The following is a 24,357-nucleotide window of genomic DNA, read 5'->3' as shown; positions in this document are numbered from 1 at the left end:
ATCACCGCCGCTCCGCCGGGACCATCGCGGATCAACGCATAGCACCTAAATCCTGCGTAACAACGGTGTGACCCTCGACGGCGGGTGCGCGCGCTCCCTCGTCATTCCGCGGCGCGCCCCTTGGCGGGCCCGGAATCCATCGGGCCCCAGAGACCGCTGCGGGATGGATTCCGGGCTCGCGACTTCGTCGCGCCGGGGAATGACGAGGGGGGCCGCCACCCGGCCATCCACGCCGAATTTACTTAAAAAGCCTGTGCATGGCTGGCCGGCGGTCCGATTTGCTTTGATTCGTCGCGTGGCCGTGCTATCGACCCGCGTCAACCCCACCGATGGGCTCCGATTCTCCGGCGATGCCGCAAGGCACGCTGAGGGCGGCGCTCATCCATAGCTATTTGCGGCAGGGCCGCAGGAAGGAGTTGGCAGATGGCCACGGTGCAACTTCAAGGCATTCGCGAAGCCTTTACGTTCGACGACGTGCTGTTGAAGCCGGGCCTGTCGGACGTCATGCCGGGCGAGGTCGACATCCGCTCCCGCGTCACCCGCGCCATTCCGCTCAACATCCCGATCATGGCCTCCGCCATGGACACGGTCACCGAAGCCCGCATGGCGATCGCCATGGCGCAGGCCGGCGGCCTCGGCGTCATCCACCGCAATTTCGACCCCGAGGGGCAGGCCGCCCAGGTCCGGCAGGTCAAGCGCTACGAGTCGGGCATGGTGGTGAACCCGCTCACCATAAGCCCCGAGGCCACGCTCGACGATGCGCTCAAGCTGATGAGCGACCACGGCATCTCCGGCATTCCCGTCGTCACCGGCGCGAGCAAGAATACGCCCGGCAAGCTGGTCGGCATCCTCACCAACCGCGACGTGCGGTTTGCCACCGACCGCCGGCAAAAAGTCTCCGAGCTGATGACGCATGACGGCCTCGTCACAGTCCGCGAGAATGTCAGCCAGGACGAGGCGCGGCGAATGCTGCACCAGCATCGCATCGAGAAGCTGCTCGTGGTCGACGAGCAATATCGCTGCGTCGGCCTGATCACCGTGAAGGACATGGAGAAGGCGGTCGCTCATCCGCTCGCCTGCAAGGACGCACAGGGCCGCCTGCGCGTCGCCGCCGCCACCACCGTCGGCGACACCGGCTTCGAGCGCACCGAGCGCCTGATCGATGCGGGCGTCGATCTCGTCGTCGTCGACACCGCACACGGCCATTCCCGCCACGTGCTGCATGCGGTCAATCGCATCAAGCGTTTGTCCAACTCCGTCCAGGTCGTTGCCGGCAACGTCGCCACCACCGAGGGCGCGCAGGCGCTGATCGATGCGGGCGCGGACTGCATCAAGGTCGGCATCGGCCCGGGCTCGATCTGCACCACGCGCATCGTTGCCGGCGTCGGCGTTCCCCAGCTCACCGCGATCATGGATGCGGTCGAGGCCGCAAAGAAGTCCGACATTCCCGTCATTGCCGACGGCGGCATCAAGTTCTCCGGCGACCTTGCGAAGGCGCTCGCCGCCGGCGCCGACATCGCCATGGTCGGTTCGCTGCTCGCTGGTACCGACGAGACCCCCGGCGAAGTGTTCTTGTGGCAGGGCCGTTCCTACAAGGCCTATCGCGGCATGGGCTCGGTCGGCGCGATGGCGCGCGGCTCGGCCGATCGCTACTTCCAGCAGGACATCAAGGACACGCTCAAGCTCGTGCCTGAAGGCATCGAGGGCCAGGTGCCCTACAAGGGGCCGGTCGGCAACGTCATGCACCAGCTCGCCGGCGGCTTGCGCGCCGCGATGGGCTATGTCGGCGCAAAGGACATGAAGGACCTGCACGACAAGGCCCAGTTCGTCCGCATCACCGGCGCGGGCCTGCGCGAAAGCCACGTCCACGACGTGACGATCACGCGCGAGAGCCCGAACTATCCGGGCGCGGGTTAGGTACTCCACACACCACTGTCATGCCCCGGCTTGATGTTTAGTCCGGAGACATGGCTGACACCTGTTCGGACACATCACTGACAGGTTGGCCATTGGTCAAGTCGATCGATGCGACCTGCCAGCTGGCGAAGAAGATTCCGTAGTGGCCGTCACGATCCAGCGGCCGGATGGCAAGGCGTTCGCGGGCGAAGGCCTGGGGAACTTTCCAGAAGTGTCCCTTGAAGGAGATGTAGGGTCTTGTCGATGAGACCCTGCGCACGATCTCGCCGCTGTCGTATTCGATGTTCGGAACGCGGGCCGGCATGGGGCGAGCACTTGGCCGGAAGCGATCGGCAGGGACCTGCATATCGAGGCCTTGGTGAGGCCGCTCCAGATTGTAGACCGGCCGCCAGGCGTCGAAGGCGCGCTGGACTTCCGGCAGAGTGCGGAAACGGCGCATTGCAAACACCTCGGCCTTCAGGGTGCGATGGAAGCGTTCGTTCTTGCCGCGGGCCTGTGGGTGGCATGGCCTGGCGTGCACCACCCTGACGCCAAGCTTGAGCAGCCACACCTTCAGTCCGGTCCAACGAATGCCGGACGTATCGCCCCAGGGTGAGCCATTGTCGGTGTAGAACGCCTCCGGCAGGCCATAGCAGCGGAACGTCGTCGACAAGTGATTCTGCACGGTGAGGCGCTGCTCGTCGGCACATGCCTTCAGGCACAGCACGTAGCGCGAGTGATCGTCGACGATCGTTAGCGGATGGCACCGCGTCCCATTGGCGAGCGGCAGGTGACCCTTGAAGTCCATCTGCCACAGCAGGTTGGGAGCTTCCTTCTCGAACCGGTGGCCCGGATTGGGCGGCGCATTCTCACTCGGTTTGATCCGGCCGTTCCGACACAGGATCTGGTGCACCGTTGATGGCACAGGCACCGTCTGCCCGCCCCGCTTCAGGCAATGGGCAATCTTCCGTGCTCCCCAAGCCGGATGCTTGTCGCGTACAGCCAGGACTTCTGCTTCGACCGCAGCCTCACTCCGCTTGGGCATCGCATGCGGGCGCCGGGAACAGTCGGCCAGCTCCCGATCGCCGGCCTGCCAGCGCGCCAGCCACTTGTAGCCGACGTCAGGACTGATGTTGAACCGACGGCACAGTTCGCGCCGGTTGGCGCCCTCCTGCAAAGCCAGCCGCACAAACTCGTGGCGCTGATCCATCACTGACACCTCGCTCCAAGGCATGGACGGCCTCCCGAATCGGACCAATCCAGCCAATGTTGATGTGTCAGCTATGTCTCCGAACACCCGTCAGTGATCTGTCCGGGCTAAACACTTGACCGGGGCATCCAGTACGCCGCGGCTTCTCGGCTCAATCACAGGCGTCTCGGAATACTGGATCGCCCGCCTTCGCGGGCGATGACAGCGAGAGTGTGCTTTTGTATTGACGCGCTCCTTTCCCTCCGCTTCCGTCCGGTCGAAACAAAATCCGGAGGAAGCCATGTCCCAAGCCAAGCGCATCGTTCTCGCCGCGCGTCCCGTCGGCGAGCCCAAGCCATCCGATTTTCGTCTGGAGGAATTCGCAGTCCCGGCGCCCGGTGCAGGTGAAGTCCTGCTGCGCACGATCTGGCTCTCGCTCGATCCGTATATGCGCGGGCGCATGAGTGACGGTCCGTCCTACGCAGCACCTGTGCCGGTCGGCGGCGTGATGGAGGGCGAGGCGGTCAGCGAGGTCGCGGCCTCCAACAATCCTGATTTCGCCAAGGGCGACATCGTGCGAGCCCGTACCGGATGGCAATCGCACGCAATCTCCAACGGCAAGGGCCTGATCAAGGTCGATCCGAAGCTCGGTCCGATCTCGACCTCCATCGGCGTGCTCGGCATGCCCGGCATGACCGCCTATACGGGCCTGCTCGACATCGGCAAGCCGCAGGAAGGCGAGACCGTCGTCGTCGCCGGTGCCTCCGGTGCGGTCGGCTCGGCCGTCGGCCAGATCGCGAAGATCAAGGGCGCGCGCGCGGTCGGCATCGCCGGCGGCAAGGACAAGTGCGACTACGTGGTGAAGGAGCTCGGCTTTGATGCCTGCCTCGATCACCGCGAAACCGATTTCGCCGCGAAGCTGAAGTTTGCCTGCCCGAAAGGCATCGACGTCTATTTCGAGAATGTCGGCGGCGCTGTGTTCGAGGCGGTGTTCCCGCTGCTCAATCCGTTCGCGCGTGTGCCGGTCTGCGGCCTGATCGCCCATTACAACGACACCGAGGCCAAGCCGCCGAAATGGGCTGCCAGCATGATGCGCGCGACCCTGACCAAGCGGCTCACCTTCCGCGGCTTCATCGTCTCCGACTTCGCCAACCGCCATGGCGACTTCCTGCGCGACATGTCCGGCTGGGTCCGTGACGGCAAGGTGAAGTACAAGGAGTTCGTCACCGAGGGCCTGGACAGCGCGCCCGGCGCCTTCATGGGGCTTCTGAAGGGCGCCAATTTCGGCAAGCAGCTGGTGCGGGTTGGGCAAGACAAAGCTTAACTGCAAGGCCTAGTTGCAAAGGCGTCACACCCCGGACATCGATGGTTAACAAAGAGTGACCGATCGGCCACACCTGCCCGCAAAAGCCGCAGGTGTGACCGTCGGTTCATTGACGGCTGAGCGAAGGCATTGAATCATCGCGCATATTTTAGGTGCTGCGATGTTAGAGATTGGTATTTTCAGCGTAATCCTTCTGGCTGCCGGCTATTGGGCGACCCTGTTCGTCATGGGCCGTCGCGACGACGTCATCCATGGCAAGTTCGTCCACGTCGACGAGGAGGGCGATTTCACGCCAGCCGCGATGCCGGCGCCACCACCGCCATTCCCGAAACGTCCGGGCAAAGCTGCGCAGCCCGACAAGATCCAGCCTGCGAAGGCGGAGGCGAGGCCGGTGAACAGCGATGCGCTGCAATCGCTGCTGGCTGCGATCCAGCAGGATCTCAAGACCATCGCCTGATCCGCAACCTCAGACGCTGCCGCGCTCGACCAGGAACAGCTCGACGGCGAGCCGCTGCTCGGCGCGCGGCGTGCCTGATAGCCGCGCCAGTAGCAGTTCGCCCGCGATCCGTCCCACGGCCGCCGCATCGAACGAGATGGTGGTGAGACCGGGCGTGATCTGATCGGCGACGTCGTTGTCGCCGAAGCCGAGCAGCGCCAGATCGCGCGGCACCGAGAGGCCGCGGGCGCGGGCCTCGATCAGCGCGCCGGTCGCGAGCAGATCGTTGGCGCAGAACACCGCATCGACGTCGCCGCCGCGATCGAGCAGGGCGGTGAAGGCGGCGCGGCCGTCGACGAGGCCCGTGATCTCACCGACGCCGATCTCGTGGACGATCTCGAGGCCGAGCTTTGCCGCTGCGCTCCGAAAACCGTCGCGGCGCAGCGCGCCACGGCCGCTGCTGCGTCCGATGAAGGCGACGCGGCGATGTCCGGCTTCAGCCAGCCTGCGCGCCGCCATCGCGCCGGCATCCGCATTGGGCAGGCCGACCAGCATGTCGATGGGGTCGCGCGGAAACGCCCAGGTCTCGATCACGGGAATGCCGAGCTCGAGCAGCGCGGCGCGATTCTCCTCGAGCTCGATCACGCCGGTGAACATCACCGCTGCGGGGCGGATGCCGCGCAGCGACTGGATCATCGCGACTTCCTTGGCATAGGAGTAGGAGGTCTGGCCGACCAGCACCTCGAAGCCTTCCGGCTCCAGCGTGGCGGCGAAGCTGCGCACCGCAAGGCCGAACTGCTGGCTGAGAATGTTGGAGACGAAGGCCATGACGACGTTCGAGCGCCCCGAGCGCAGCGCGCGCGCATGCGGGTTGGAGGCGTAACCGGTCGCCTCGATCACTTCGAGGATGCGCTCGCGGGTCTCGCGATTGACCTTCTCGGGGTGGCGCAGCACCCGCGACACCGTGATCGGCGCAACGCCCGCGCGCTCCGCGACCTCCTCGATGCGCGGCGGCCGCCCGCTCGCGCTGGCGCGGCCGGGCGGCGCTGGAATGCGCACCACGTCGTCATAGGTCGGCTTTGCCGGATCGGTCATCGAATCCCGAGTGTAATCGCAGTCGGTATCGTCTCCAAAACTCAGCGCGCCGGCAGCTCGTCGCGCGACAGCGCGCGGCCGACCTGGACCAGGCAGTCGCCGCTCTGGCTGTCGGTGTGCAGGCGCTGCGAGATCACGATGCCGTCGGCGGGGAAGCGCAGCACCTCTTCCGACAACTCCGGGCGCTCGAAATCATGATACCAGCCGGCGACGTCGCCGGCCGCAACGCGCGCGCCGACCATGACGGCGGGCTCGAACCAGCCGCGCCGCGTCGCGAACACCGCCTGCGCATGGCTTTGCAGCGCCAGCAATTCGGTGGCGCGCTCGACCGGCGCATGTGGCCCCAGCACCGGCGCCTGGACGATGCCGAGCGCGAGCAGCAGGCGATCGACGGCGCGCGCGGTGAGCGCCATTGTCTGCGGCGTGACGGTGCCGCCGCCGCCGAATTCACCGGAGAGCCCGATCGCGCCGGCGCGTGCAGCCGCGGCCATCGAGGTCGGAGCGGTCGCGCCGTTTTCCGCGACGAAGGCGAAGGGCATCCCCAACCCCTCCATCAGGCGCAGCGCGTGGCCGAACATCTCGGGCGTGCCCTGCCGCTCGATCAGCGCGCAAGGCACATGCGCCATTGAGGTGCCGCCGGAATGGATGTCGAAGACGACGTCGTGCCGCGGAAACAGCTCGTGCTCGAGGAAGTGCGCAAGCCGGAACGTCGGCGTGCCCGCGGCATCGCCGGGGAAGGCGCGGTTGAGATTGCCCTCGTCGAGCGGCGAGCGGCGGCGCGCCGCCATCACGGCTGGCCAATTGGCGAAGGGCAGGATGGTGATCTCGCCTTTAACGTCCTTTGCATCGAGCCGGCGATACAGCCGCGTCAGCGCGATCTCGCCCTCATATTCGTCGCCGTGATTGCCGGCCATCAAAAGCAGTTTTGGCCCGGTGCCGTTCTTGATCCGGAAGATCGGGATCTTGAGCTGGTAGTAGGGGGAGCGATCGATCGAGAAGGGAATGCCGAGATGGCCCGACCATTTCTGGTCCTTCTCGAAATCGATCTCGTGGAAAAGTCCGGTATGCATGGCTTGCCTCGCGGCCGCGCCGTCGCCGGCGCCGGCCAAAGGTTGAAAGGGGGGCGGCGCCCTAGAGCAAGGCGACCGCGGTCATCTCGACGCGCAGGTCGGGATCGGCGAGACGGGCTTCGACGCAGGCGCGTGCCGGCGGATTGGCCGGATCGATCCAGGAATCGTAGACCGAGTTCATGGTGTCGAAGTCGGTGATATGAGGCAGGAAGACGTTGACCGCGATCAGCTTCGACCGGTCGGAGCCCGCTTCATTCAGCAACGCGTCGATCTTGGCGAGCACCTGCTGGGTCTGCGACACGATGCCGGCCTTGCGGTCATCGGCAACCTGGCCGGCGATGTGCACCATGCCGCCGGCGGCGACGGCCTGGCTCATGCGCGAGCCGACGACGTAACGTTTGATCATCTCGAAATTCTCCTCGTGAAGCTTGGCTCCCGCATCGGTGCGGGAGCCGTGTGCTAGCTCACAGCGTCGGCAGCGTCTGCTCTTCCTTGAACCATTTCAGCTGAAGTGCGCCGAGCTTGCCGTTGAGCTTGTTGAAGAAGATGTCGGTGTTGATCCAGTTGAGCAGGTTCTGCTCGCCCTGGCGCACGCCGACATGAGCCGGCGACTGGCGGATCAGGAACTTCAGCTCGACCTCCTTGGTCGGGTTCTGATCCTGCACCTTCAGCGCGATGGCGCTGTTCTCGGCAAAGGTGTCGGCCTGTCCCGCGAGAAACGCGGCGAGCGCGGCCGGCGTGTCCTCGAAGCGCACCAGCTTCACCTTTGGCGCGTTGTCGGTGAGCCAGACGTCGAGCGTCGAGCCCTTGGCCACCGCAACGCTGCGGCCGTCGAGATTGTCGGGCCTCTTGCCGGTCGCGGCCGGAATTGCCTTGGCGCCATAGACGCCGAGATTCACCACCGCATAGGGCTGCGAGAACATCACCTGCTGGGCGCGCTCGGGCGTCGCGCCGAGGCCCGCGATCAGGATGTCGATCTTGTCGGAGAGCAGGCTCGGGATGCGCGCTGCGCCCGTCACCGGCACGAGCTCGAGCTTGACGCCCATGTCGGCGGCGATCAGCCGGGCGAGGTCGGCATCGAGACCTGCGATTTCGCCCTTGTCGTCCTTGAAGCCCCACGGCGCGGCATCGGTCAGCAGGCCGACGCGCAGCTTGCCCGCGCCGAGCACGTCCTGGAGCTTGTCGGCTTGCGCGAGAGTGGGGGCAGCGAGCACGGCGAGCGCCGTGGCTGCGATCGCAAAGAGGGATTTCAGTGGTCTCATGGCTCTCTCCTGATCGGGGATTGGTGGATGGTTATCTGGCGGACGCGATGAAGCTTGCGAGCTCGGGAGTTTCAGGATTGGCGAACAGTTTTGCCGGCGGTCCCTGTTCCCAGACGCGGCCCTGATGCATGAAGACGATGCGATTGGCGACGTTGCGGGCAAACCCCATCTCGTGGGTGACGAGGATCATGGTCATGCCCTGCTTCGCCATCGCCTCCATCACCTTCAACACTTCGCCGACGAGCTCGGGGTCGAGCGCGGAGGTCACCTCGTCGAACAGCATGAGGTGAGGGGCCATGGCGAGGCAGCGCGCGATGGCGACGCGCTGCTGCTGGCCGCCAGAGAGCTGCTCCGGCCAGGCGTCGATCTTGTCGGCGAGGCCGACTCTGGTCAGCACGTCCTCGGCGAGGGCCCGCGCGCGGGCCTTGTCGATACGGCCGGTCAGGAGCGGAGCGAGCGTGATGTTGCGCTCGACCCTCAGGTGCGGAAACAAGTTGAAAGCCTGGAACACGATGCCGACGCGCTGACGGAATGCCTTCAGGTCAGGCATCCTGGCGTGGACCTTCTCGCCCTCGACGCGGATCTCGCCGGAATCGACGCTCTCCAGTGCATTGATGCAGCGGAGCAGGGTCGACTTGCCCGAGCCGGAGCGGCCGATGATCGTGACGATCTCGCCTTCCTCGACGTCGAGCGAGACGCCCTTGAGCACCTCGACCTTGCCGAATGTCTTGTGCACGTCGCGGATTTCAACGAGAGCCATCGAGGCGGGCCTCCAGAGAGCGGGACCAGAGCGTGAGCGGCAGGCACAGCGCGAAATAGATCGCGGCGACGAGCGCGTAGGTGAGCAGCGGCTGGAACGTTGCCGCGCTCACCACTTGGCCGGCGCGGGCGAGTTCGACGAAGCCGAGGATCGAGGCGAGCGAGGTGCCCTTGATGAGCTGCACCAGGAAGCCGACGGTCGGCGGCAGCGACAGCCGCAGTGCTTGCGGCGCGATGATGTGGCGGAATTGCTGCCAGGCGGAGAGGCCGAGACAGCTGCCTGCCTCCCATTGCGCCTGCTTCACGGCTTCCAGCCCGCCGCGCCAGATCTCGCCGAGGAAGGCGGCGGTGTAGAGCGTGTAGGCGACGGTGACGGCAACGAGGGCCGGCACCTGGATGCCCAGGAACATCGGCATGCCGAAATAGAAGAAGAACAGCAGCCCGAGCAGCGGCACGCTTTGGACGATCTGGATGCACGCCGCCATCGTCCAGCGCAGCCCGGCGAAGCGGCTGATGCGGCCCGTGGCGAGCGCCAGCGCCAGCGGCGCACCGAAGGCGAGCGCGAGCACGACGAGCGCAACGGTCCAGCGTAGCGCCGCGAACAGCGAGACGAAGTCGATGAGGGTGAAGGATCGCATCGCCTTGTCCTCAGCGCCGCCGCGGCCAGCGGAAGGCCGCCAGACCGATGATGGCGAACAGCGCCTTGAACGACATCGCCATCGCGAAATAGACCACGCAGATCACCGCATAGACCTCGAAGCTGCGATAGGTACGACTCTCGATGAAGCCCGCGACATGAAACAGCTCGTCGGCCGCGACCTGCGAGGCGAGCGAGGTGCCGAGCAACAGCAGGACGAACTGGCTGGTCACGGCCGGATAGGCGTTGCGCAGCGCCGGCGGCAGCAGGATGTGACGGAACACCTGCCAGCCTGACAGCCCAAGGCACTGGCCGGCCTCGATCTGGTTCTTCGGCACGGAATCGAGACCTGCGCGGATGATCTCGACCGAATAGGCCCCGAAATAAAGCGAGAGCGCGACGGCGGCGGCTTCGAACGCCGGCAGCTTCAGGCCGAAGTTCGGCAGCACGAAGAACACGATGAAGATCTGGATCAACGACGGCGTGTTGCGGAACAGCTCGATGTAGCCGCGCACCAGCCAGCGCAACGGCGTGATGCGGCCGTTCAGCGCGACCGCGCCGGCAACGCCGATCAAAAGCCCGGCCAGCGCCGCGATCACCGTCAGCTCGAGCGTGACGATGGCGCCGTCGATGAGCTGGTTCTGATAGCGCCACAGCGGCAGGAAATTCATCGGGCCCGCTCTCAGCCGAACTGGGTGGGCAGGGCGCGCGTCACCACGCCGTCGGCATCGAGGCCGAGGATGACGCGCCAGCGGTCGAGGCAGGTGCAGGGATGCGAGATGCCGAAGGCGATGACGTCGCCGACCGCAAGCGTGTCATCGGGCGCGACGGACAGGAACGCATGCTGGTCATTGAGACGGGTGACCGACAAGGTCTCGGCAAGCCCTTGTTGTTCGACGCCGTCGCGGAAGACGCGTAGCGGCACCGGCAATCCCTGATCGAAGGAAGCATCGCGCATGCCGAAGCCAGCGATCGCGAGGCTTGCCTCCGGCCGCGACAACACCTCGGCCCAAAGTTTGAGCGCAGGCTGGAAACCCTCGGCCGCCGAGTGCCGCGCGCCGTCGATGACGAGACCGCCGCGACGGTCGAGCTCGGCGAAAGCGCGCGCGTAAATGCCGTGATCGGCGAAGAACAGGGCGCCTGAACGCAAAAGGACGCCGGCGTTGCCGTCGGCCTGCGCGCTCGGTGCGAGCGCGCGGGCGACGACGTCGAAATAGGCCGAGCCGCCGGCGCTGATGATCAACGGCCGGCCCGGGGCCGCATGACGTACCAGCGCGAAGGCCGCGATGGTGCGCTCCATCAGCGCCGCGATCGCGCGCATCGTCTCGTCGGCATCGGGCGTTGCGACCGCGCCTTCGTAAGTGGCGACGCCGCCGAGCACGAGGCCGTCGGCCGCAAGCACCGCGGCCATCGTCGCTTCGACCGCGGCGCGATCGCGCGCGCCGGCCCGGCCCGCGCCGAGTTCGACCAGCACGGACAATTCGCGGCCGCCCGCAATCCGGGCCGCTTCAGCGAGCGCTGCGACCGCCGCCGGTGAATCCGCGAAGGCGTGAAATTCGACGTCGGGATAGGCGCCGAGCAACGCGCCGAGGCGCCGGCCGGCCGCGAGGCCGCCGATTTCGTTGGCCAGCAGCAGGCGCCGCTCGCCGCTCGCGAGCAGCACGGCGGCCTGCTGGATGTTGGCAACCGTCGTGCCCCAGGCGCCGGCCTCGCGCAGCGAGCGTGCGAGCTCCGGCGACATCGGCGTCTTGGCGTGGGGCGCAACGGCAACGCCGGCGCTCTTGCACCAGCGCAGGAAGAGGTCGCGATTGGCCGCGAAGGCGGCTTCATCGAGGGTGAGGGCGGGCAAAGCGAGATCGCCGCGGGAGGGCTTCCAATCCTGGCCGGCGATCTCCTCGATCGGCAGGCCATCGACCAGGGGAATGCCCCGCGTGGTCGTTGAAAGACGTTGGCTCTCCCACCGGGACAAGAACTGCATCGTCGCTCCCTCAGCGGCCCCTCGACCGCTAGGGAACGATAGATCGGAATGACAACGTTGTCATTAGGGGATTCTAGCCAATCTCGGCGCGAATTCGATGCAATGAGGTAATTAGGTAAGGTATTGTGCTCGTGAATTGGGCTAGTGCTCGCCGCCCATCTGGGCGAGCAGCTCCTCGATATCGACATCGACCTGGCCCGCGGCCCTGACGTGGCGGACTTCAAGACTGTTCGGCCGGAAGCGATATTCGACGAGCCCGACTTCCTTGATCGCGATCCGGTCCTGGCGCGCGTCGTTGATCCTGAAGCCGACCGACGGCGCCCAGACATGGCGGGTGTGGCGGTAGGTGAAGTCGCGCCGCTGGTGCACGTGCCCGCTTGCGATGAGGCGCAGGTCCACAGTCGAGAACATCTCGATCAGGCGCGCGCGTGCCGGCTGCGGCACGTAGCGGATCGAGGTCTCCGGCGTCTCGGGGTCGTCGGGCAGGTTGAGAAACATCGGCTTGTGGACGAACAGCGCGATCGGCCTGCCGTTAATGCGCGCCATTTCCCGGGACAACCAGTCGAACTGCTCGGCCTCGAAGGCGAGCCCGGAATTCATCACCAGCGAGTTCAGGCCGATGAAGTGCCAGCCGGCCGCTTCGAACGTCCAATGGTCCTCGCCGATGATGTCGCGGAATTGTTGGCGGTGCTTTTCCTCGACCGGCGGCTTGGGCGCAGGCCCGATCGCGGTCGGATTGTCGCCGATGTCGTGATTGCCGGGGAGGTAGCGGCAGGCGACGGGCAGGGCGTCGTGCAGGCTCTTGGCGAATTCGACATCGTCGCGACTTGTCGGCCCGTCGAAGGAGACGTCGCCGGTGTTGACGACGAGGTCGGGCCTATCAGCGTCGATGTGTTCGCTGACGCGATCGAAGTTGGCGATCAGGCCGGGGAAGCGCCGGCCGAGATGGGTGTCGGAAATCTGCGTGAGGCGAAATTCGGACATGGCATGAGCATACGCGTTGTCGCACGTCGGAACGATGACGGCAGGCGCATGCATCGCGATGAAACAAAGTTTAAAGCACGCGATAGCGGATCGTGTAGGCGTCCTGCGGGGCGACGCTGCCGGTTGCCGGCGAGGCGATGCGGTCAGCGAGGTGCCAGGGCCCGAACTGCTCGGAGCGATGCGGCTCGGCGGGCAGGCGGAGGCGGAATTCGAAGGTGCCCTTGCCGGGCAGGTTCACGACCAGCACGCGGTCGGCGGTGCGGTGGTTGAGCGCCACGACGCCGCGCAGCACGGAGCGGCCATCATCGAGTTCGCGCACGCCGTCGATCAGCGCCAGCGTCTGGTTGCGGTCGGTGTGCAGCTCGATCTGGCTGTCGGGCGCCGCCGTGAGCGTTTCCCTGGGCATCCGGATCTCGAACTCGACCGCCGGCTTGGAGGGGTTGAGACCGAGATAGGCCAGCGCGGCGTGGCGCATGTCGTAGGCGGCAAAGGCGAACAGGGCGAGGGCGGCCAGAGTGGCGAGGCCATGCCTGACGACGTCGCGCCAGCTCCGGTAGCTCAGGCGGAGGTACACCGTCATCGCCAGCGCGACCGCGAGCGCCGCCGCGATGCCTGCCAGCGCCGACATCAGGACGCCGAGCCGGCCGTCCGCGGATTCGGTCAAAAGGCTGGGGAGGGGGTTCATGTCAGTCTCTTGGCGCTCGCTCGCCTTGCGGCCCCAGGGGCCGAAATCGCTTTAACTATCGGGCTTTGGTCGCGGGACCGGGAACACCGGTTCAACTCGTTGATTGTCAGCGCCAGCAGTCGCGGCTAATGACGGTCCGCGGTGTTCCGCCTGACGGGAAAGTTCCGATGTCCATCCAAATGGTTTTGCTGCCTGTCTTCGTGCAGGTCGGTCTCACCTTCGCACTCCTGATCGGAATGGTACTGGCGCGCCGGCGCTCGCTGGTCTCCGGCGAGACCAAGAGCCGCGACATTGCGCTGGGCGAGCAGTTCGAATTGCCGGTGCTGTTCTACGCGCTGATTGCCCTGGCGCTGCCCTTGCGCCATGCCGATCTCTTCATCGTGCTGATGTCCTGGGTGTTCGTGGTGACGCGGTTCGCCCATGCCGGCGTGTTCGTCTCCTCCAACGATCCCGGCCGGCGCTCCACGATCTGGCTCGCGGGCGTGCTTGTGCTGCTCGCGATGTGGATCTACTTCGCGCTGAAGATGCTGTTGCTGATCTAGGCGCGCGCATGATCCGGACCCGGAGGGCCGCGTTAGCGCAAAGTGGATACCGGTTTTCCGACAAGATCATGCGCAAAACAAAAATAGCCATTCCTGACCTGAAAGATTCATATGACTCCCGCTGCCCGGCTGTCCGCAGCCATCGAACTGATCGACACCATCGAGAAGGACCGCGTGCCCGCGGCCAAGGCGCTCAAGGAGTGGGGCACGGCGCACCGCTTCGCCGGCTCCGGCGACCGCGCCGCCATCGCCGGCCTCGTCTGGGACGTGCTGCGCCGCTATGCCTCGAGCGCCTTCCTGATGGATGCCGATACCGCGCGCGCCCGGCTGATCGGCATGCTCCGCCTCGAGCGCAACATGGATGCGGCCACCATGGGCGCGCTGTTCGACGGCAGCCGGTTTGCACCGGCGCCGTTGACCGAGGCCGAGCAGGCCGCGCTGGCCTCGCGTTCTCTCAAGGACGCGCCGGCTGCGGTCGCCGGCGATTATCCGGATTGGCTCGACCCGTACTTTGCGAAAGTGTTCGGCGAGGAGCGCGCCGCGGAGGCGGCCGCGATGGCGAGCCGTGCGCCGCTCGATTTGCGCGTCAACACGCTAAAATCCAATCGCGACAAGGTGCTGCGCGGGCTTGCTCATCTTCATGCGGAACCGACGCCATGGTCCGCAAACGGCCTGCGCATCGAGCTTTCGGCCGATGCGCGCAATCCCGGCCTCCAGGCGGAGGAGGATTTCATCAAGGGCGCCGTTGAAGTGCAGGATGAGGGATCGCAGCTTGCGGCCAGCTTCACCGCGGCAAAACCCGGCGAGCAGGTGATCGATCTCTGCGCCGGCGCCGGCGGCAAGACGCTGGCGCTCGCGGCCATGATGCAGGGCAAGGGCCGGCTGATCGCCACCGACAGCGACAAGCGCCAGCTTGCCCCGATCCACGAGCGCCTGTCGCGCGCCGGCGTCCATAATGCCGATGTCCGCACGCCCAAGGGCGAGGCCGATCCGCTGGCCGACATCAGCGGCACCGCCGACCTCGTCGTGATCGATGCGCCCTGCACGGGAACCGGCACCTGGCGCCGCAATCCGGACGCCAAATGGCGCATGCGCCCCGGCGCGCTGGAGATCCGCCTGCGTGACCAGGCCGAGGTGCTGGAGCGCGCCGTGCCGCTGGTCAAGGCCGGCGGGCGCATCGCCTACATCACCTGTTCGGTGCTGGCGGAAGAGAACGGCGAGCAGGTGAGGGCGTTCACCGCCCGCCATCCCGAGTTCGCCGTCGTGCCGCCCGAGCAGACCGCAAGCGTGCTCTGGGACAAGGCGGAGGATTTCGCAAAGGCCGCGCTGCCGTCGGATGAAGGCTGGCTGATGACGCCGCGCCGGACGGGGACGGACGGGTTCTTCGTCTCGGTGCTGAAGAAGACGTAGCTCTCGTAGGGTGGGCAAAGCGAAAGCGTGCCCACCATTCGCAGTGTGAAAGATGGTGGGCACGGCGCGCGAAGAGCGCGCCTTTGCCCACCCTACGGCACCGCGTGTGCCGTGCCGCAGTTCCCTAAAACAAAAACCCCGCGAACCGAAGCTCGCGGGGCTTTCTAACTCGACGTTCTGCCGGTACGTCCGTGGTCAGAACGGTGCGTGGGCGTTAGCCGACGCGGAGATTGTCAGCCGACGACTTGCCGCTGCGGCGGTCGGCGACGATGTCGAACGAGACCTTCTGACCCTCGTTGAGGGAGGAGAGGCCAGCGCGCTCGACGGCGCTGATGTGAACGAACACGTCCTTCTGGCCGTCATCCGGCTGGATGAAACCATAACCCTTTTGGGTGTTGAACCACTTCACGGTGCCCATAGCCATGGGAATTTCCTTTAGTTAGTTAGAGAGGATACGCACGTGGACCGGTACGCGAAATTGCGCCCATGATCCTGTTCAGTCGATGTTTGGGGAAGTCATCTGAAGCGTGCGCGCCCGTCTGCAACGAAGCGAAGCGGCCCAGTCGTTCGGCCAAGTATCGATGATCACAATATAGCGAGAATTTGGGGCTACTTCAAGGCACCACCCGTGGGCCGGCATGTGGCGCGGCTTTGCTATTTTGCGGTGCAAATGAGCCGCCCGACAGCCCTCAATCCACGATGAAAAGCGTCGCCCCCGTGGCGGTCGAGGACCGGTGCGCGGCGTCGCCGAAGTCCGAGACCTGGTAGCTCATCCCGGCGGTGAGCTTGAATTTCCGCCCGTCGCGCAGCTCGCTGTCGAGCTCGCCCTCGAGCACGTAGAGCACGTGGCCGCGGTCGCACCAATGGTCGGCGAGATAGCCCGGCGAATACTCGACCATCCGCACCCGGAGATCGCCGATGTTGAGCGTCCGCCACTTGGCCTGCCCGGTCTCGCCGGGATGCGTGGTGGCCTCGACCTTGCTCCAGTCGGTGACGGTGAAGGGGGAGGCGGGGAGTTTCATGGGGAATCCTATGTCAGAGCCGGCAGCGCTGTTGTTAGCGCACGCGCGTCCGGCAGTCTCCGTCATTGCGGGCGATACTCGGTGTCATCGCCCGACTTGATCGGGCGATCCAGTATTCCAGAGGCCGCGCCGTGATGCGGAGAAGCCGCGGCGTACTGGATTCCCCGCCTTCGCGGGGAATGACAGCGGTGGTTAAGGCGACACCGTCGAATGTAGCAAGCCTTCACTACACCAAATGGTTCGCCGACCCCTGCACGATCAGCCCCGCATCATTCACCCGCAGATACTCGCAGATCCGCTTCCCCCGCTCGTTCTCGTAAAACACCACGACGCTATCCGGGCTGACGAACAGGTCGATCAGCGCAAAATGCAGCTCCGGCAGCAGGGCGAGCGCCTTGCCCCAATACCCCCGCAGCGCGTCCTTGCCGCGCACGGTGCCGCTGGCATCGAACCCCATCGCGGGGATGCGGTCGGAGGTCATCACGGTGTCCTCGTCGTAGAGCGTCAGCACGCGCTCGAGATCGCGCGCGTTCCAGGCCTCGACCCAGGTCCGGCCGAGCGCGGCGAGCGTTGATGGCTGATGGTGCTGTGACATCGCGTTCTCCCTGATTGGCCCCTGTTTGACGCGTGGGGCAAATTAGGTCAATGATACTTACCTATATTGATTTGTCCATGCCCAAAGAAGAATGTGGGCGCGCGCATCGCGCGGTTGCGGGCAGGGGCACGGTCGCGTATTTGCTGGCCATGACAGCAGCACAGAACGACCGCTCCGCGTCGACGCCCTCGGTGGCCTCGGCGCACGACAAGATTCTCATCGTCGACTTCGGCAGCCAGGTGACGCAGCTGATCGCGCGTCGCGTGCGCGAGGACGGCGTCTATTGCGAGATCGTCCCGTTCAACAAGGCCGAAGAAGCCTTCAAGGAGATGAAACCCAAAGCGGTGATCCTCTCCGGCGGCCCTGAGTCGGTGCACGAAGCCGGCTCGCCCCGCGCCCCGCAGCTGATCTTCGCCTCGGGCGTGCCGGTGCTCGGCATCTGCTATGGCCAGATGACCATGGCGGAGCAGCTCGGCGGCACCGTCGAGGGCGGCCATCACCGCGAGTTCGGCCGCGCCGACGTCGAGGTGAAGGCGCCGAGCAAGCTGTTCGAGGACGTCTGGTCATCAGGCGGCAAGAACCAGGTCTGGATGAGCCATGGCGACCGCATCACAAAAATGCCGCCGGGCTTCTCCGTGGCCGGCACCTCGCCGAACGCGCCGTTCGCGATCATCCAGGACGAGACGCGCAAGTATTACGGCCTGATGTTCCACCCCGAAGTGGTACACACGCCCGACGGCGCCAAGCTGATCCGCAATTTCGTCCGCAAGATCGCGGGCCTCTCCGGCGACTGGACCATGCGCGCCTTCCGCGAGGAAGAGATCGCAAAGATCCGCGCGCAGGTCGGCAAGGGCAAGGTGCTCTGCGGCCTCTCCGGCGGCGTCGATTCCGCCGTCGCGGCCGTCTTGATCCACGAAGCCATCGGCGACCAGCTCACCTGCGTCTTCGTCGACCACGGCATGCTGCGCCTCGACGAAGCCAAGACCGTGGTCGATTTGTTCCGCCACCACTACAACATCCCGCTCGTGCACGTGGATGCCTCGAAGCAATTCTTGGGCGAGCTCGAAGGCGTCACCGACCCCGAGACCAAGCGCAAGACCATCGGCCGCCTCTTCATCGAGGTGTTCGAGGCGGAGGCCAAGAAGATCGGCGGCGCCGACTTCCTGGCGCAGGGCACGCTCTATCCTGATGTGATCGAGAGCGTCTCCTTCACCGGCGGCCCCTCGGTGACGATCAAGTCGCACCACAATGTCGGCGGTCTGCCCGAGCGCATGAACATGAAGCTCGTCGAGCCCTTGCGCGAGCTGTTCAAGGACGAGGTGCGCAAGCTCGGCCGCGAGCTCGGCCTCCCCGAAATCTTCGTCGGCCGCCACCCGTTCCCGGGCCCGGGCCTCGCCATCCGCTGCCCCGGCGACATCACCAGAGACAAGCTCGACATCCTGCGCAAGGCCGACGCCGTCTACATCGACCAGATCCGCAAGCACGGCCTCTACGACGACATCTGGCAGGCCTTCGCCGTGCTGCTCCCGGTCAAGACCGTCGGCGTCATGGGCGACGGCCGCACCTACGACTACGTCGTGGGCCTCCGCGCCGTCACCTCAACCGACGGCATGACCGCGGACTTCTACCAGTTCGACATGAACTTCCTCGGCGAGACCGCCACGCGCATCATCAACGAGGTGAAGGGCGTGAACCGGGTGGTGTACGACGTGACGAGCAAGCCGCCCGGGACGATTGAGTGGGAGTAGGGGGCTCCAAGTTCAACAGCACTGAATTCGGTGGTTACTTCCCGGAGAGGCGTCGCAGCATAGATCATGGGGTTTGGGGTATTCATCCATCGATTGGACTCGATCTACGATGACAGCCCGGCTGAACGGTATCAGTTCCCCAGTCAGTATTTGCGTCGCGTTCAAGCCTGCGTCGGTGACTGGATCATCTATTACGAACCGAGCAAGGTTACCGAGACGCGCGGCTACTTTGCGATTGCTCGGGTTCAGCAGGTTATTCCTGACCCCGGTACTTCGGGGATGTATCTCGCTCTGATTGAACCCGGAAGTTATCTCGATTTTGCCAATCCAGTCGCTTTCAACGGGCCTGATGGTCCGGTGGAGCGCGGCGTGTTGAACGAGCGGGGACGAATTTCGGGACGTGCTCAGGCGGCGGTTCGGCCAATCTCACCCGACGATTTCAATCGAATATTCGAGCTCGGTTTCACAGAAGGCGCACCGGTGTTGCCCCGGGTTGATGCCGATGTTCGGTTGTCTCAAATTGACGAAAAAGAGCAGGCGCCGTTCATCTTTGAGCAGCAGCGAGATCGCGTCAGCCTTACGGTATCCAGAGTTTTGCGCGATCGAGTTTTTCGCCGGATTGTACTGCGTGCCTACGACGAGCGCTGTGCCATTACCGGGTTGAAACTAATTAACGGGATGGGGCGCGCAGAAGTTGCAGCTGCGCACATTCGGCCTGTGGAGGCGAGCGGGCCGGACATCGTGAGCAACGGGATCGCACTGTCCGGTACCGCTCATTGGATGTTCGATCGCGGTCTGATCAGCTTGGCCGATGATTTGGAAATATTGATCTCGCGCCAGACAAACGACCTAGAAGGCGTTCGATCGGTCATCAACAAGACCGGTCGTGCGCTTGAGCCGAGGAGGCCATCGGACCGGCCTCATCCGCATTTTTTAAAGTGGCATCGCGAGCATTGTTTCAAGCAATGAGCATTTGGGGGTGGTGCTTCGCCACATCCACCCACCTGCCAGATTGATTTCCTTGGTTGCCCGCGATTTCATTTCCTTCCGAGCACCGGTGCTCAATTGTCGCACCTTCGGTGTGAGCGGCTCACAAACACGCCTGCCAAGAGCCAGATTCCATCGCCCGCCGTTGACGCCGGTGCAGGCGGCCCTTCAGAATCTTGGAAGCGACCTCCCAATTGTCCTCTGCATAAACACAGGCTGCTCCCGACACCGACAGCGCCGGGAGCAGGTTCGTCACTTGGCGAGCCCTGCCTTTTCGATGACTTCAGCGAGCTCCTTCGCATGGACGACGAGCGAGGCATGGCTGCCGGCGACTTCCGTCGTCTGAGCCTTCATCCTAGCCGCGAACAACTTCTGGGCCACGGGCGCGATGTTTGGTCGCGACGGCTGCTTGTGACTCAAAGCTCGTTCCGCGACTGCTATGAGGTACGCACTTCCATCGGCCGAAGACGTCGAGGGCGTTTAGCTTGCACATTCGCGTAGCAAGGTTGTGATTTTCGTATCAAGATTTCGGGCGACGGAGAGTGCGTCCGAATTGCCATAAGGCAGCAGAAAACTCTCCATTTTGTCGTAAGAGACATGCACGCCATCGGAACGCTCATCAATGAGCACCGTGACTGGAGCGTAAGATCCAGCATCGGGCACGTGCTTGACCATTTCTTTCATGATGAGTGGATTGCCGATCACAAGCCGTACGATTTTAGGCGTCTTGGATCCGGCTTCGCGACGCAGAATGTCGCCCAAGTCAAATTCTGCGAAGAGCATAAGGTCCGTTCGGCCGAGGCCGCTTCGTACAACGCGCTCCAAATCCGGGAAGGAATTTGTCGCCCTCGTTTCCTTGAAAAATTCGACCATGTTGGGCTGCCCGACCGCCGACTTGAGCGCCGCCACAATAGTGTCGAATGATTTTAAGCTCGTGAGGCTGAAGCGCTCTACTTCGATTTTAGCGATTGTCATTTTGTCCTCTGTAACAATTCTCATGGATAAAGTGCGCCTGATCCCGTCAGAACGCGCCTTGTGTCATGCGGCCGCGGGCGGGTTGGGCATCCAGGAAAGTCCGGACGTGGCTGACGAAGATGTCGTGGTGCTGAAACAGCGCGCCGTGCCCTGAATCGGGATAGAGGACCAGCTGAGCGTTACTCAGTTCCCTAGACATTGCGTAAGCGTTGTTCGCAGGCAGCATGGTGTCGTGGCTGCCGCTGACCACAAGAACGGGCTGGCGGATAGCGCGCAGAATGGCGTGCCCGGGATCAGGTGTGGCGCACCAGGTGATCAGCGCCTTGGCCTGTGGATCGGTTACCGCGTTGCCGTTATCGGTGTCCCGATCATCCTTGCGCACCTTGGTCCTCTTCAGGAAGGCCAAGCCGGACGACCGGCTGGCGGATGAATTCGTGAAGAACAGCGGCAGGCGGGGGTCCGGCGCATCGGTTTGGGAAAACGCTTCCTGCAGAACCGCTAACAGGTGTTCCTCTCCGCCTTTCGGCGCGGTACCGACGAGTATGAGCTTGCGGACCAGCTGTCCGTGTTCGGCGGCGATCTGCTGAGCGACGCAGCCGCCGAGGGAGAAGCCAAGCAGGTCCACTTCGGAGAGGCCGAGCAAGTCGATGAAATCCACGGCGTCTCGTGCCATCGTCGCGACGTTGTCGGGCGTTTGACCGGTCGACCGGCCGACCCCTGCGTTGTCAAAGGCGATCACGGGGCGATCAGCGGCCAGAGCGTTGACGACGGCGGGATCCCATCCGTCGATGTTTCCCGAGAAGTGCTGCAGAAGAACCAGCGGAGTTCCAGTCGTGGGGCCGAGACGGCGATAGGCGAAGCGGATTCCGTGGCCTTCGATGTAATGGGTTGGCGCCGTTTCGAGTGTGAGGGCGTCCTGGTTCGCGATGTCGAGTTGAGTCATATCGTACTCCGGATGCTTGGCATGAAATGATCGAGCGGGTGACGCACGCAGCGCGGCGACCGAAACCTTCCTCTAGGATGTCGCTGGCGCTTCGCGCCATCGCGGTCCGAGGCGTTCCGCATTCCTCCGAGCGAGCGTGCGCGCTCCCGGCGCGACAGCGCCGGGAGCAGGTTCGTCACTTCGCGAGCGCCGCCTTTTCGATGACCTCAGCGACTTCCTTCGCATGGACCACGAGCGAGGCATGGCTGCCGGCGACTTCCGTCGTCTGAGCCTTCATCCTGGCTGCGAACAACTTCTGGACCTCGGGCGCGATGACTTTGTCCTTCGTGGTGATGACGTAGAACGTCGGCTTGTCGCGCCAGGCCGCAATGCTGACAGGCGCCTCGAACGCAGCGAGGCTCAGCGGAAGCTGCGAGTTGGCCAGGTGCTCGGCGATCTCAGGAGGAAGGTCAGCCGCGACGGCTGACGGAAACAACTTAGGATCGATATACAGATTGCCCTTCGCGTCGGGATGGATCGCCTTGACGCCTTCGGTCTGCGGGCCGTCTTTGGCCAGCAACGCCAGGGATTGACCGACCTCCGGTGCGAAGGCGGAGACATAGACCAGCGCCGAGACCTTGGGATCGTTGCCGGCTTGCGTGATCACCACGCCGCCCCATGAATGGCCGACCAGAACGGTCCTGCCGTCCTGTTTCGCGAGCGCCTGTTTGGTGGCATCGACGTCAGCGGCGAGCGAAGTGAGCGGATTTTCCACGAGCGTGACGTTGTAGCCCTTCTTCGACAGAATATCGGCAACGGGCTGCCAGCTCGTCTGGTCCACGAAAGCGCCGTGCACGAGCACGATGTTGTGGGCTGCTCCCTTGGGCAGCTCAGCGGAATGGGCGGGGCCGACCCATGCCGTTCCGGCCAGGAGTACGGTGGCGGCTGAGAGAAGGATATTTAGCATTGATTGTTCCTGTTGATATGTCGGACGGAATAAGGTCCGGGGGAATGGACAGGCGTTTCCTGCCTGGTCGCGGTTTCTTCCATCCGCCGTTGGCGAGATGGTTGCCGCACATGACGTCGGCCCGCCGCGACATGACCTAGTTCGCAGGCTTTTCGGACGGTAGGGATCAATCGTCCGGATGTTGTGTCCGACCGTCCACCGGACTAACTTCGGCGGCATGGACATCCTCGCCCAAGTGCTCGATCGCGTTCGTCTCGGTGGGACGCTGCTGTTCCACTTCGAGCTCGGCCATCCCTGGAATTTGGCGCTGCCGGCGCGCCCCTACGCGCTGTTTCACTATCTCAGTCGGGGCTCCGCGACCCTCGCGCTCGAACTCGGACAAGAAATCCAGATGACCGAGGGCGATTTTGTCGTCATCACACGCGGCGAGCCCCATGTGTTTTATTCGGATCGCCGGGCCAAGCCTTTGCAGATTGTGGACCTCGATCGATCGTCGGCACGTCTTGGCGTCGTTCGTCACGGCGGCCGTGCCAAGCCGCTCTCGACCATGATCTGCGGCAATTTCACCGTGTCGCGGCCCTCGTTCAGCAGCGTGCTGGAAATGCTTCCGCCCGTGCTTCTGTTGAAGCCGACGGCGGACGGTGGCTGGCTCGAAGCGATCCTGCGGCGCATGGTGAGTGAGTCCGCGCACGAGCGTCCCGGCCAGCGCGTCGCGCTCTCACGACTGACGGAAGTGCTGTTTGTCGAGGTGCTCCGAAGCTGGATCGCGTCTCTCAGTCCCGGACAAGGCGGCTGGCTCGGGGCCATATCGGACCCGCATATCGGACCGGCGCTCAAGTTGATCCACGAAAACCCGGAGCGGCCCTGGACCCTGAGCGACCTCGGCCATCGCGTGGGGCTCGGCCGCTCGGTATTTTCGGCCCGCTTCACCAAGCTCGTCGGCCAGTCGATGCATCGTTATGTGATCGAACGCCGGATGGCGGAAGCGGCGTTCCTGCTCGAAACCAGCGATGAGCCCATCGCACGGATCGCGAGCCAGGTCGGTTACGAGACAGCGGCGGCGTTTTCAAAACTCTTTCATCGACATCATGGCATGTCGCCCGGCCGCTACCGGACCTCTCAGCGCCTTGATGGACACCAAGGTCAACCGCACGGTTCGGAAGTGAACGTCTCCGATTGAATTTGCGTCAGTTGGTGCCGACAGGGAATGTCAGGCGTGCTGCGAACCTGCAACACGACCACGCCTCTGCGAACCGCGCCGTCCAAATGTCCGGTTCACGAACGCCGGCTGTGACTTGAGCCCGCTGTCGCAAGATGCGGACTGAGCTGCTTCTCCGCCGCGCTTTCATCTCGCTCTCATCGCCGGTGCTCAATTGTCGCACCTTCGGTGTGAAGCATCTCACACGCACGCTTGCGTCAATGCTGCGATAGAGTACCTGTTGTGATTGAGCGAGGTGAATTTAGTCGATTTGACACACCTGCCATCACATCAGCCTCAAATGAGCTGCACACGCCAGAACGGCATGTTGAAATAGCCTCCAATCGGCCGCTCGGCCGATGAGAGCTATGGAGACACTATGGCTGACAAACACGAACAGAGCATGGTTGGTACGTGGACCAAATCCACGTCGGCTGCGTGTGCGGACAAATATCCCGCCACTCTCACATTCTCGACCGGCACCTACCGCGGCATGCGCGGACCAGGGCAGGGCATGGTGTGGTGGGACGCGGGAATCTACCGTCTCGAAGATTCCAACACACTCGTCGTCGGGACGGCGACTGATGAACTTGTGACCTATCGCATTTCACTCAAGGCCGACCGATTTGAGTTTACGGATTCAGAGGGCTGTGTCGTGACCTATCGGCGCGCGTAG

At 64.4% G+C, this 24,357-nt stretch carries 26 protein-coding genes and 1 pseudogene; 9 read left to right on the top strand and 18 right to left on the bottom strand.

The annotated features are described in order from the left end of the window. Window positions 1-423 precede the first annotated feature (423 nt). Window positions 424-1,917, top strand: coding sequence for an IMP dehydrogenase (gene guaB / locus AB7Z56_RS26125; RefSeq protein WP_028150953.1), 1,494 nt, complete (start codon window positions 424-426; stop codon window positions 1,915-1,917). Window positions 1,918-1,954: 37 nt separating this feature from the next. On the opposite strand, the gene AB7Z56_RS26120 is transcribed toward guaB, so the two are convergent. Then, complete coding sequence (locus AB7Z56_RS26120; RefSeq protein WP_283016764.1) at window positions 1,955-3,130, bottom strand: IS481 family transposase; 1,176 nt, start codon at window positions 3,128-3,130, stop codon at window positions 1,955-1,957. A gap of 256 nt (window positions 3,131-3,386) precedes the next feature. Here AB7Z56_RS26120 and AB7Z56_RS26115 point away from each other — a divergent pair, with 256 nt between their 5' ends. Further along, entirely contained in the window at window positions 3,387-4,409 is a 1,023-nt protein-coding gene (locus AB7Z56_RS26115; protein WP_441256480.1) for an NADP-dependent oxidoreductase, read from the top strand. A 160-nt stretch (window positions 4,410-4,569) separates the two neighbouring features. After that, window positions 4,570-4,866, top strand: coding sequence for a hypothetical protein (locus tag AB7Z56_RS26110; RefSeq protein WP_063983794.1), 297 nt, complete (start codon window positions 4,570-4,572; stop codon window positions 4,864-4,866). A 9-nt stretch (window positions 4,867-4,875) separates the two neighbouring features. Here the strand turns inward: AB7Z56_RS26110 and AB7Z56_RS26105 are convergent, their stop codons facing one another. The 10 genes from AB7Z56_RS26105 to AB7Z56_RS26060 all read right to left on the bottom strand — a co-directional run bounded on the left by AB7Z56_RS26105 (window position 4,876) and on the right by AB7Z56_RS26060 (window position 13,315). Further along, window positions 4,876-5,940, bottom strand: a complete 1,065-nt coding sequence (locus AB7Z56_RS26105) for a LacI family DNA-binding transcriptional regulator (protein ID WP_441256479.1) — start codon at window positions 5,938-5,940, stop codon at window positions 4,876-4,878. Between the two features lie 41 nt (window positions 5,941-5,981). Further along, window positions 5,982-7,010, bottom strand: coding sequence for a succinylglutamate desuccinylase/aspartoacylase family protein (locus tag AB7Z56_RS26100; protein WP_441256478.1), 1,029 nt, complete (start codon window positions 7,008-7,010; stop codon window positions 5,982-5,984). Window positions 7,011-7,071: 61 nt separating this feature from the next. Next, complete coding sequence (locus AB7Z56_RS26095) at window positions 7,072-7,416, bottom strand: RidA family protein (RefSeq protein ID WP_441256477.1); 345 nt, start codon at window positions 7,414-7,416, stop codon at window positions 7,072-7,074. Between the two features lie 58 nt (window positions 7,417-7,474). Next, the gene (locus AB7Z56_RS26090; protein ID WP_441256476.1) at window positions 7,475-8,272 is read right to left on the bottom strand and encodes a transporter substrate-binding domain-containing protein; all 798 of its coding nucleotides are present in this window, start codon (window positions 8,270-8,272) and stop codon (window positions 7,475-7,477) included. A gap of 31 nt (window positions 8,273-8,303) precedes the next feature. Beyond that, complete coding sequence (locus AB7Z56_RS26085; protein ID WP_441256475.1) at window positions 8,304-9,032, bottom strand: amino acid ABC transporter ATP-binding protein; 729 nt, start codon at window positions 9,030-9,032, stop codon at window positions 8,304-8,306. Next, window positions 9,019-9,669, bottom strand: a complete 651-nt coding sequence (locus tag AB7Z56_RS26080; RefSeq protein WP_071914840.1) for an amino acid ABC transporter permease — start codon at window positions 9,667-9,669, stop codon at window positions 9,019-9,021. Before AB7Z56_RS26080 ends, AB7Z56_RS26085 begins: the two co-directional genes overlap by 14 nt. 10 nt (window positions 9,670-9,679) lie before the next feature. Next, window positions 9,680-10,339, bottom strand: coding sequence for an amino acid ABC transporter permease (locus tag AB7Z56_RS26075; RefSeq protein WP_063983789.1), 660 nt, complete (start codon window positions 10,337-10,339; stop codon window positions 9,680-9,682). A gap of 11 nt (window positions 10,340-10,350) precedes the next feature. Beyond that, window positions 10,351-11,646 (bottom strand): amino acid deaminase, encoded by a 1,296-nt coding sequence (locus AB7Z56_RS26070; protein WP_441256474.1) that lies wholly within the window; start codon window positions 11,644-11,646, stop codon window positions 10,351-10,353. 141 nt (window positions 11,647-11,787) lie between these two features. After that, on the bottom strand, window positions 11,788-12,630 hold the full coding sequence (locus AB7Z56_RS26065) for a metallophosphoesterase family protein (RefSeq protein ID WP_441256473.1): 843 nt from the start codon (window positions 12,628-12,630) through the stop codon (window positions 11,788-11,790). Window positions 12,631-12,700: 70 nt separating this feature from the next. Next, window positions 12,701-13,315 carry an acriflavin resistance protein gene (locus AB7Z56_RS26060; protein ID WP_441256472.1) on the bottom strand — a complete coding sequence of 205 codons (615 nt, stop codon included), beginning with the start codon at window positions 13,313-13,315 and terminating at the stop codon, window positions 12,701-12,703. Between the two features lie 167 nt (window positions 13,316-13,482). Between AB7Z56_RS26060 and AB7Z56_RS26055 the strand changes: the two genes are divergently transcribed. Both AB7Z56_RS26055 and AB7Z56_RS26050 read left to right on the top strand, forming a co-directional pair. Beyond that, a complete protein-coding gene (locus tag AB7Z56_RS26055) occupies window positions 13,483-13,857 on the top strand; it encodes an MAPEG family protein (RefSeq protein WP_063986431.1) in 375 nt (124 codons plus the stop codon). A 111-nt stretch (window positions 13,858-13,968) separates the two neighbouring features. Then, window positions 13,969-15,267, top strand: coding sequence for an RsmB/NOP family class I SAM-dependent RNA methyltransferase (locus AB7Z56_RS26050; RefSeq protein ID WP_441256471.1), 1,299 nt, complete (start codon window positions 13,969-13,971; stop codon window positions 15,265-15,267). A 214-nt stretch (window positions 15,268-15,481) separates the two neighbouring features. Here AB7Z56_RS26050 and AB7Z56_RS26045 read toward each other — a convergent pair whose 3' ends face one another. From AB7Z56_RS26045 to AB7Z56_RS26035, 3 genes are all read right to left on the bottom strand, one after another. Beyond that, entirely contained in the window at window positions 15,482-15,691 is a 210-nt protein-coding gene (locus AB7Z56_RS26045; protein WP_008141931.1) for a cold-shock protein, read from the bottom strand. Window positions 15,692-15,956: 265 nt separating this feature from the next. Further along, window positions 15,957-16,289, bottom strand: a complete 333-nt coding sequence (locus AB7Z56_RS26040; RefSeq protein ID WP_063983785.1) for a DHCW motif cupin fold protein — start codon at window positions 16,287-16,289, stop codon at window positions 15,957-15,959. A gap of 226 nt (window positions 16,290-16,515) precedes the next feature. Then, window positions 16,516-16,884, bottom strand: coding sequence for a nuclear transport factor 2 family protein (locus AB7Z56_RS26035; protein WP_071914830.1), 369 nt, complete (start codon window positions 16,882-16,884; stop codon window positions 16,516-16,518). 149 nt (window positions 16,885-17,033) lie between these two features. Here AB7Z56_RS26035 and guaA point away from each other — a divergent pair, with 149 nt between their 5' ends. After that, window positions 17,034-18,632 carry a glutamine-hydrolyzing GMP synthase gene (gene guaA / locus AB7Z56_RS26030; RefSeq protein ID WP_441256837.1) on the top strand — a complete coding sequence of 533 codons (1,599 nt, stop codon included), beginning with the start codon at window positions 17,034-17,036 and terminating at the stop codon, window positions 18,630-18,632. A 66-nt stretch (window positions 18,633-18,698) separates the two neighbouring features. Beyond that, entirely contained in the window at window positions 18,699-19,601 is a 903-nt protein-coding gene (locus AB7Z56_RS26025) for an HNH endonuclease (protein WP_354176713.1), read from the top strand. Between the two features lie 270 nt (window positions 19,602-19,871). On the opposite strand, the pseudogene AB7Z56_RS26020 reads toward AB7Z56_RS26025, so the two are convergent. From AB7Z56_RS26020 to AB7Z56_RS26005, 4 genes and pseudogenes are all read right to left on the bottom strand, one after another. Then, window positions 19,872-20,009 (bottom strand): annotated as a pseudogene (locus AB7Z56_RS26020) (alpha/beta hydrolase); the annotation flags it as partial. 90 nt (window positions 20,010-20,099) lie between these two features. After that, window positions 20,100-20,594, bottom strand: coding sequence for a DUF302 domain-containing protein (locus tag AB7Z56_RS26015; protein ID WP_354176712.1), 495 nt, complete (start codon window positions 20,592-20,594; stop codon window positions 20,100-20,102). Window positions 20,595-20,640: 46 nt separating this feature from the next. Then, on the bottom strand, window positions 20,641-21,537 hold the full coding sequence (locus AB7Z56_RS26010; RefSeq protein ID WP_063983779.1) for an alpha/beta fold hydrolase: 897 nt from the start codon (window positions 21,535-21,537) through the stop codon (window positions 20,641-20,643). A gap of 175 nt (window positions 21,538-21,712) precedes the next feature. Continuing rightward, window positions 21,713-22,483, bottom strand: a complete 771-nt coding sequence (locus tag AB7Z56_RS26005; RefSeq protein ID WP_063983778.1) for an alpha/beta hydrolase — start codon at window positions 22,481-22,483, stop codon at window positions 21,713-21,715. 217 nt (window positions 22,484-22,700) lie between these two features. Between AB7Z56_RS26005 and AB7Z56_RS26000 the strand changes: the two genes are divergently transcribed. Together AB7Z56_RS26000 and AB7Z56_RS25995 are read left to right on the top strand one after the other, a co-directional pair. Next, window positions 22,701-23,663 (top strand): cupin domain-containing protein, encoded by a 963-nt coding sequence (locus tag AB7Z56_RS26000; RefSeq protein ID WP_441256836.1) that lies wholly within the window; start codon window positions 22,701-22,703, stop codon window positions 23,661-23,663. A 397-nt stretch (window positions 23,664-24,060) separates the two neighbouring features. Beyond that, window positions 24,061-24,357 (top strand): hypothetical protein, encoded by a 297-nt coding sequence (locus tag AB7Z56_RS25995; RefSeq protein ID WP_028150930.1) that lies wholly within the window; start codon window positions 24,061-24,063, stop codon window positions 24,355-24,357.

Source organism: Bradyrhizobium sp. 482_C4_N1_8 (assembly GCF_052075965.1).
Classification (GTDB): domain Bacteria; phylum Pseudomonadota; class Alphaproteobacteria; order Rhizobiales; family Xanthobacteraceae; genus Bradyrhizobium; species Bradyrhizobium barranii.
This window is presented reverse-complemented; position numbering and strand designations above follow the sequence as displayed.

Excerpts from the sequence above, each read along its gene's own strand:
- guaB (WP_028150953.1), top strand. The coding sequence starts at position 424 with ATGGCCACGGTGCAACTTCAAGGCATTCGCGAAGCCTTTACGTTCGAC.
- AB7Z56_RS26120 (WP_283016764.1), bottom strand. The coding sequence starts at position 3,130 with ATGCCTTGGAGCGAGGTGTCAGTGATGGATCAGCGCCACGAGTTTGTG.
- AB7Z56_RS26115 (WP_441256480.1), top strand. The coding sequence starts at position 3,387 with ATGTCCCAAGCCAAGCGCATCGTTCTCGCCGCGCGTCCCGTCGGCGAG.
- AB7Z56_RS26110 (WP_063983794.1), top strand. The coding sequence starts at position 4,570 with ATGTTAGAGATTGGTATTTTCAGCGTAATCCTTCTGGCTGCCGGCTAT.
- AB7Z56_RS26105 (WP_441256479.1), bottom strand. The coding sequence starts at position 5,940 with ATGACCGATCCGGCAAAGCCGACCTATGACGACGTGGTGCGCATTCCA.
- AB7Z56_RS26100 (WP_441256478.1), bottom strand. The coding sequence starts at position 7,010 with ATGCATACCGGACTTTTCCACGAGATCGATTTCGAGAAGGACCAGAAA.
- AB7Z56_RS26095 (WP_441256477.1), bottom strand. The coding sequence starts at position 7,416 with ATGATCAAACGTTACGTCGTCGGCTCGCGCATGAGCCAGGCCGTCGCC.
- AB7Z56_RS26090 (WP_441256476.1), bottom strand. The coding sequence starts at position 8,272 with ATGAGACCACTGAAATCCCTCTTTGCGATCGCAGCCACGGCGCTCGCC.
- AB7Z56_RS26085 (WP_441256475.1), bottom strand. The coding sequence starts at position 9,032 with ATGGCTCTCGTTGAAATCCGCGACGTGCACAAGACATTCGGCAAGGTC.
- AB7Z56_RS26080 (WP_071914840.1), bottom strand. The coding sequence starts at position 9,669 with ATGCGATCCTTCACCCTCATCGACTTCGTCTCGCTGTTCGCGGCGCTA.
- AB7Z56_RS26075 (WP_063983789.1), bottom strand. The coding sequence starts at position 10,339 with ATGAATTTCCTGCCGCTGTGGCGCTATCAGAACCAGCTCATCGACGGC.
- AB7Z56_RS26070 (WP_441256474.1), bottom strand. The coding sequence starts at position 11,646 with ATGCAGTTCTTGTCCCGGTGGGAGAGCCAACGTCTTTCAACGACCACG.
- AB7Z56_RS26065 (WP_441256473.1), bottom strand. The coding sequence starts at position 12,630 with ATGTCCGAATTTCGCCTCACGCAGATTTCCGACACCCATCTCGGCCGG.
- AB7Z56_RS26060 (WP_441256472.1), bottom strand. The coding sequence starts at position 13,315 with ATGAACCCCCTCCCCAGCCTTTTGACCGAATCCGCGGACGGCCGGCTC.
- AB7Z56_RS26055 (WP_063986431.1), top strand. The coding sequence starts at position 13,483 with ATGTCCATCCAAATGGTTTTGCTGCCTGTCTTCGTGCAGGTCGGTCTC.
- AB7Z56_RS26050 (WP_441256471.1), top strand. The coding sequence starts at position 13,969 with ATGACTCCCGCTGCCCGGCTGTCCGCAGCCATCGAACTGATCGACACC.
- AB7Z56_RS26045 (WP_008141931.1), bottom strand. The coding sequence starts at position 15,691 with ATGGCTATGGGCACCGTGAAGTGGTTCAACACCCAAAAGGGTTATGGT.
- AB7Z56_RS26040 (WP_063983785.1), bottom strand. The coding sequence starts at position 16,289 with ATGAAACTCCCCGCCTCCCCCTTCACCGTCACCGACTGGAGCAAGGTC.
- AB7Z56_RS26035 (WP_071914830.1), bottom strand. The coding sequence starts at position 16,884 with ATGTCACAGCACCATCAGCCATCAACGCTCGCCGCGCTCGGCCGGACC.
- guaA (WP_441256837.1), top strand. The coding sequence starts at position 17,034 with ATGACAGCAGCACAGAACGACCGCTCCGCGTCGACGCCCTCGGTGGCC.
- AB7Z56_RS26025 (WP_354176713.1), top strand. The coding sequence starts at position 18,699 with ATGGGGTTTGGGGTATTCATCCATCGATTGGACTCGATCTACGATGAC.
- AB7Z56_RS26015 (WP_354176712.1), bottom strand. The coding sequence starts at position 20,594 with ATGACAATCGCTAAAATCGAAGTAGAGCGCTTCAGCCTCACGAGCTTA.
- AB7Z56_RS26010 (WP_063983779.1), bottom strand. The coding sequence starts at position 21,537 with ATGACTCAACTCGACATCGCGAACCAGGACGCCCTCACACTCGAAACG.
- AB7Z56_RS26005 (WP_063983778.1), bottom strand. The coding sequence starts at position 22,483 with ATGCTAAATATCCTTCTCTCAGCCGCCACCGTACTCCTGGCCGGAACG.
- AB7Z56_RS26000 (WP_441256836.1), top strand. The coding sequence starts at position 22,701 with ATGGACATCCTCGCCCAAGTGCTCGATCGCGTTCGTCTCGGTGGGACG.
- AB7Z56_RS25995 (WP_028150930.1), top strand. The coding sequence starts at position 24,061 with ATGGCTGACAAACACGAACAGAGCATGGTTGGTACGTGGACCAAATCC.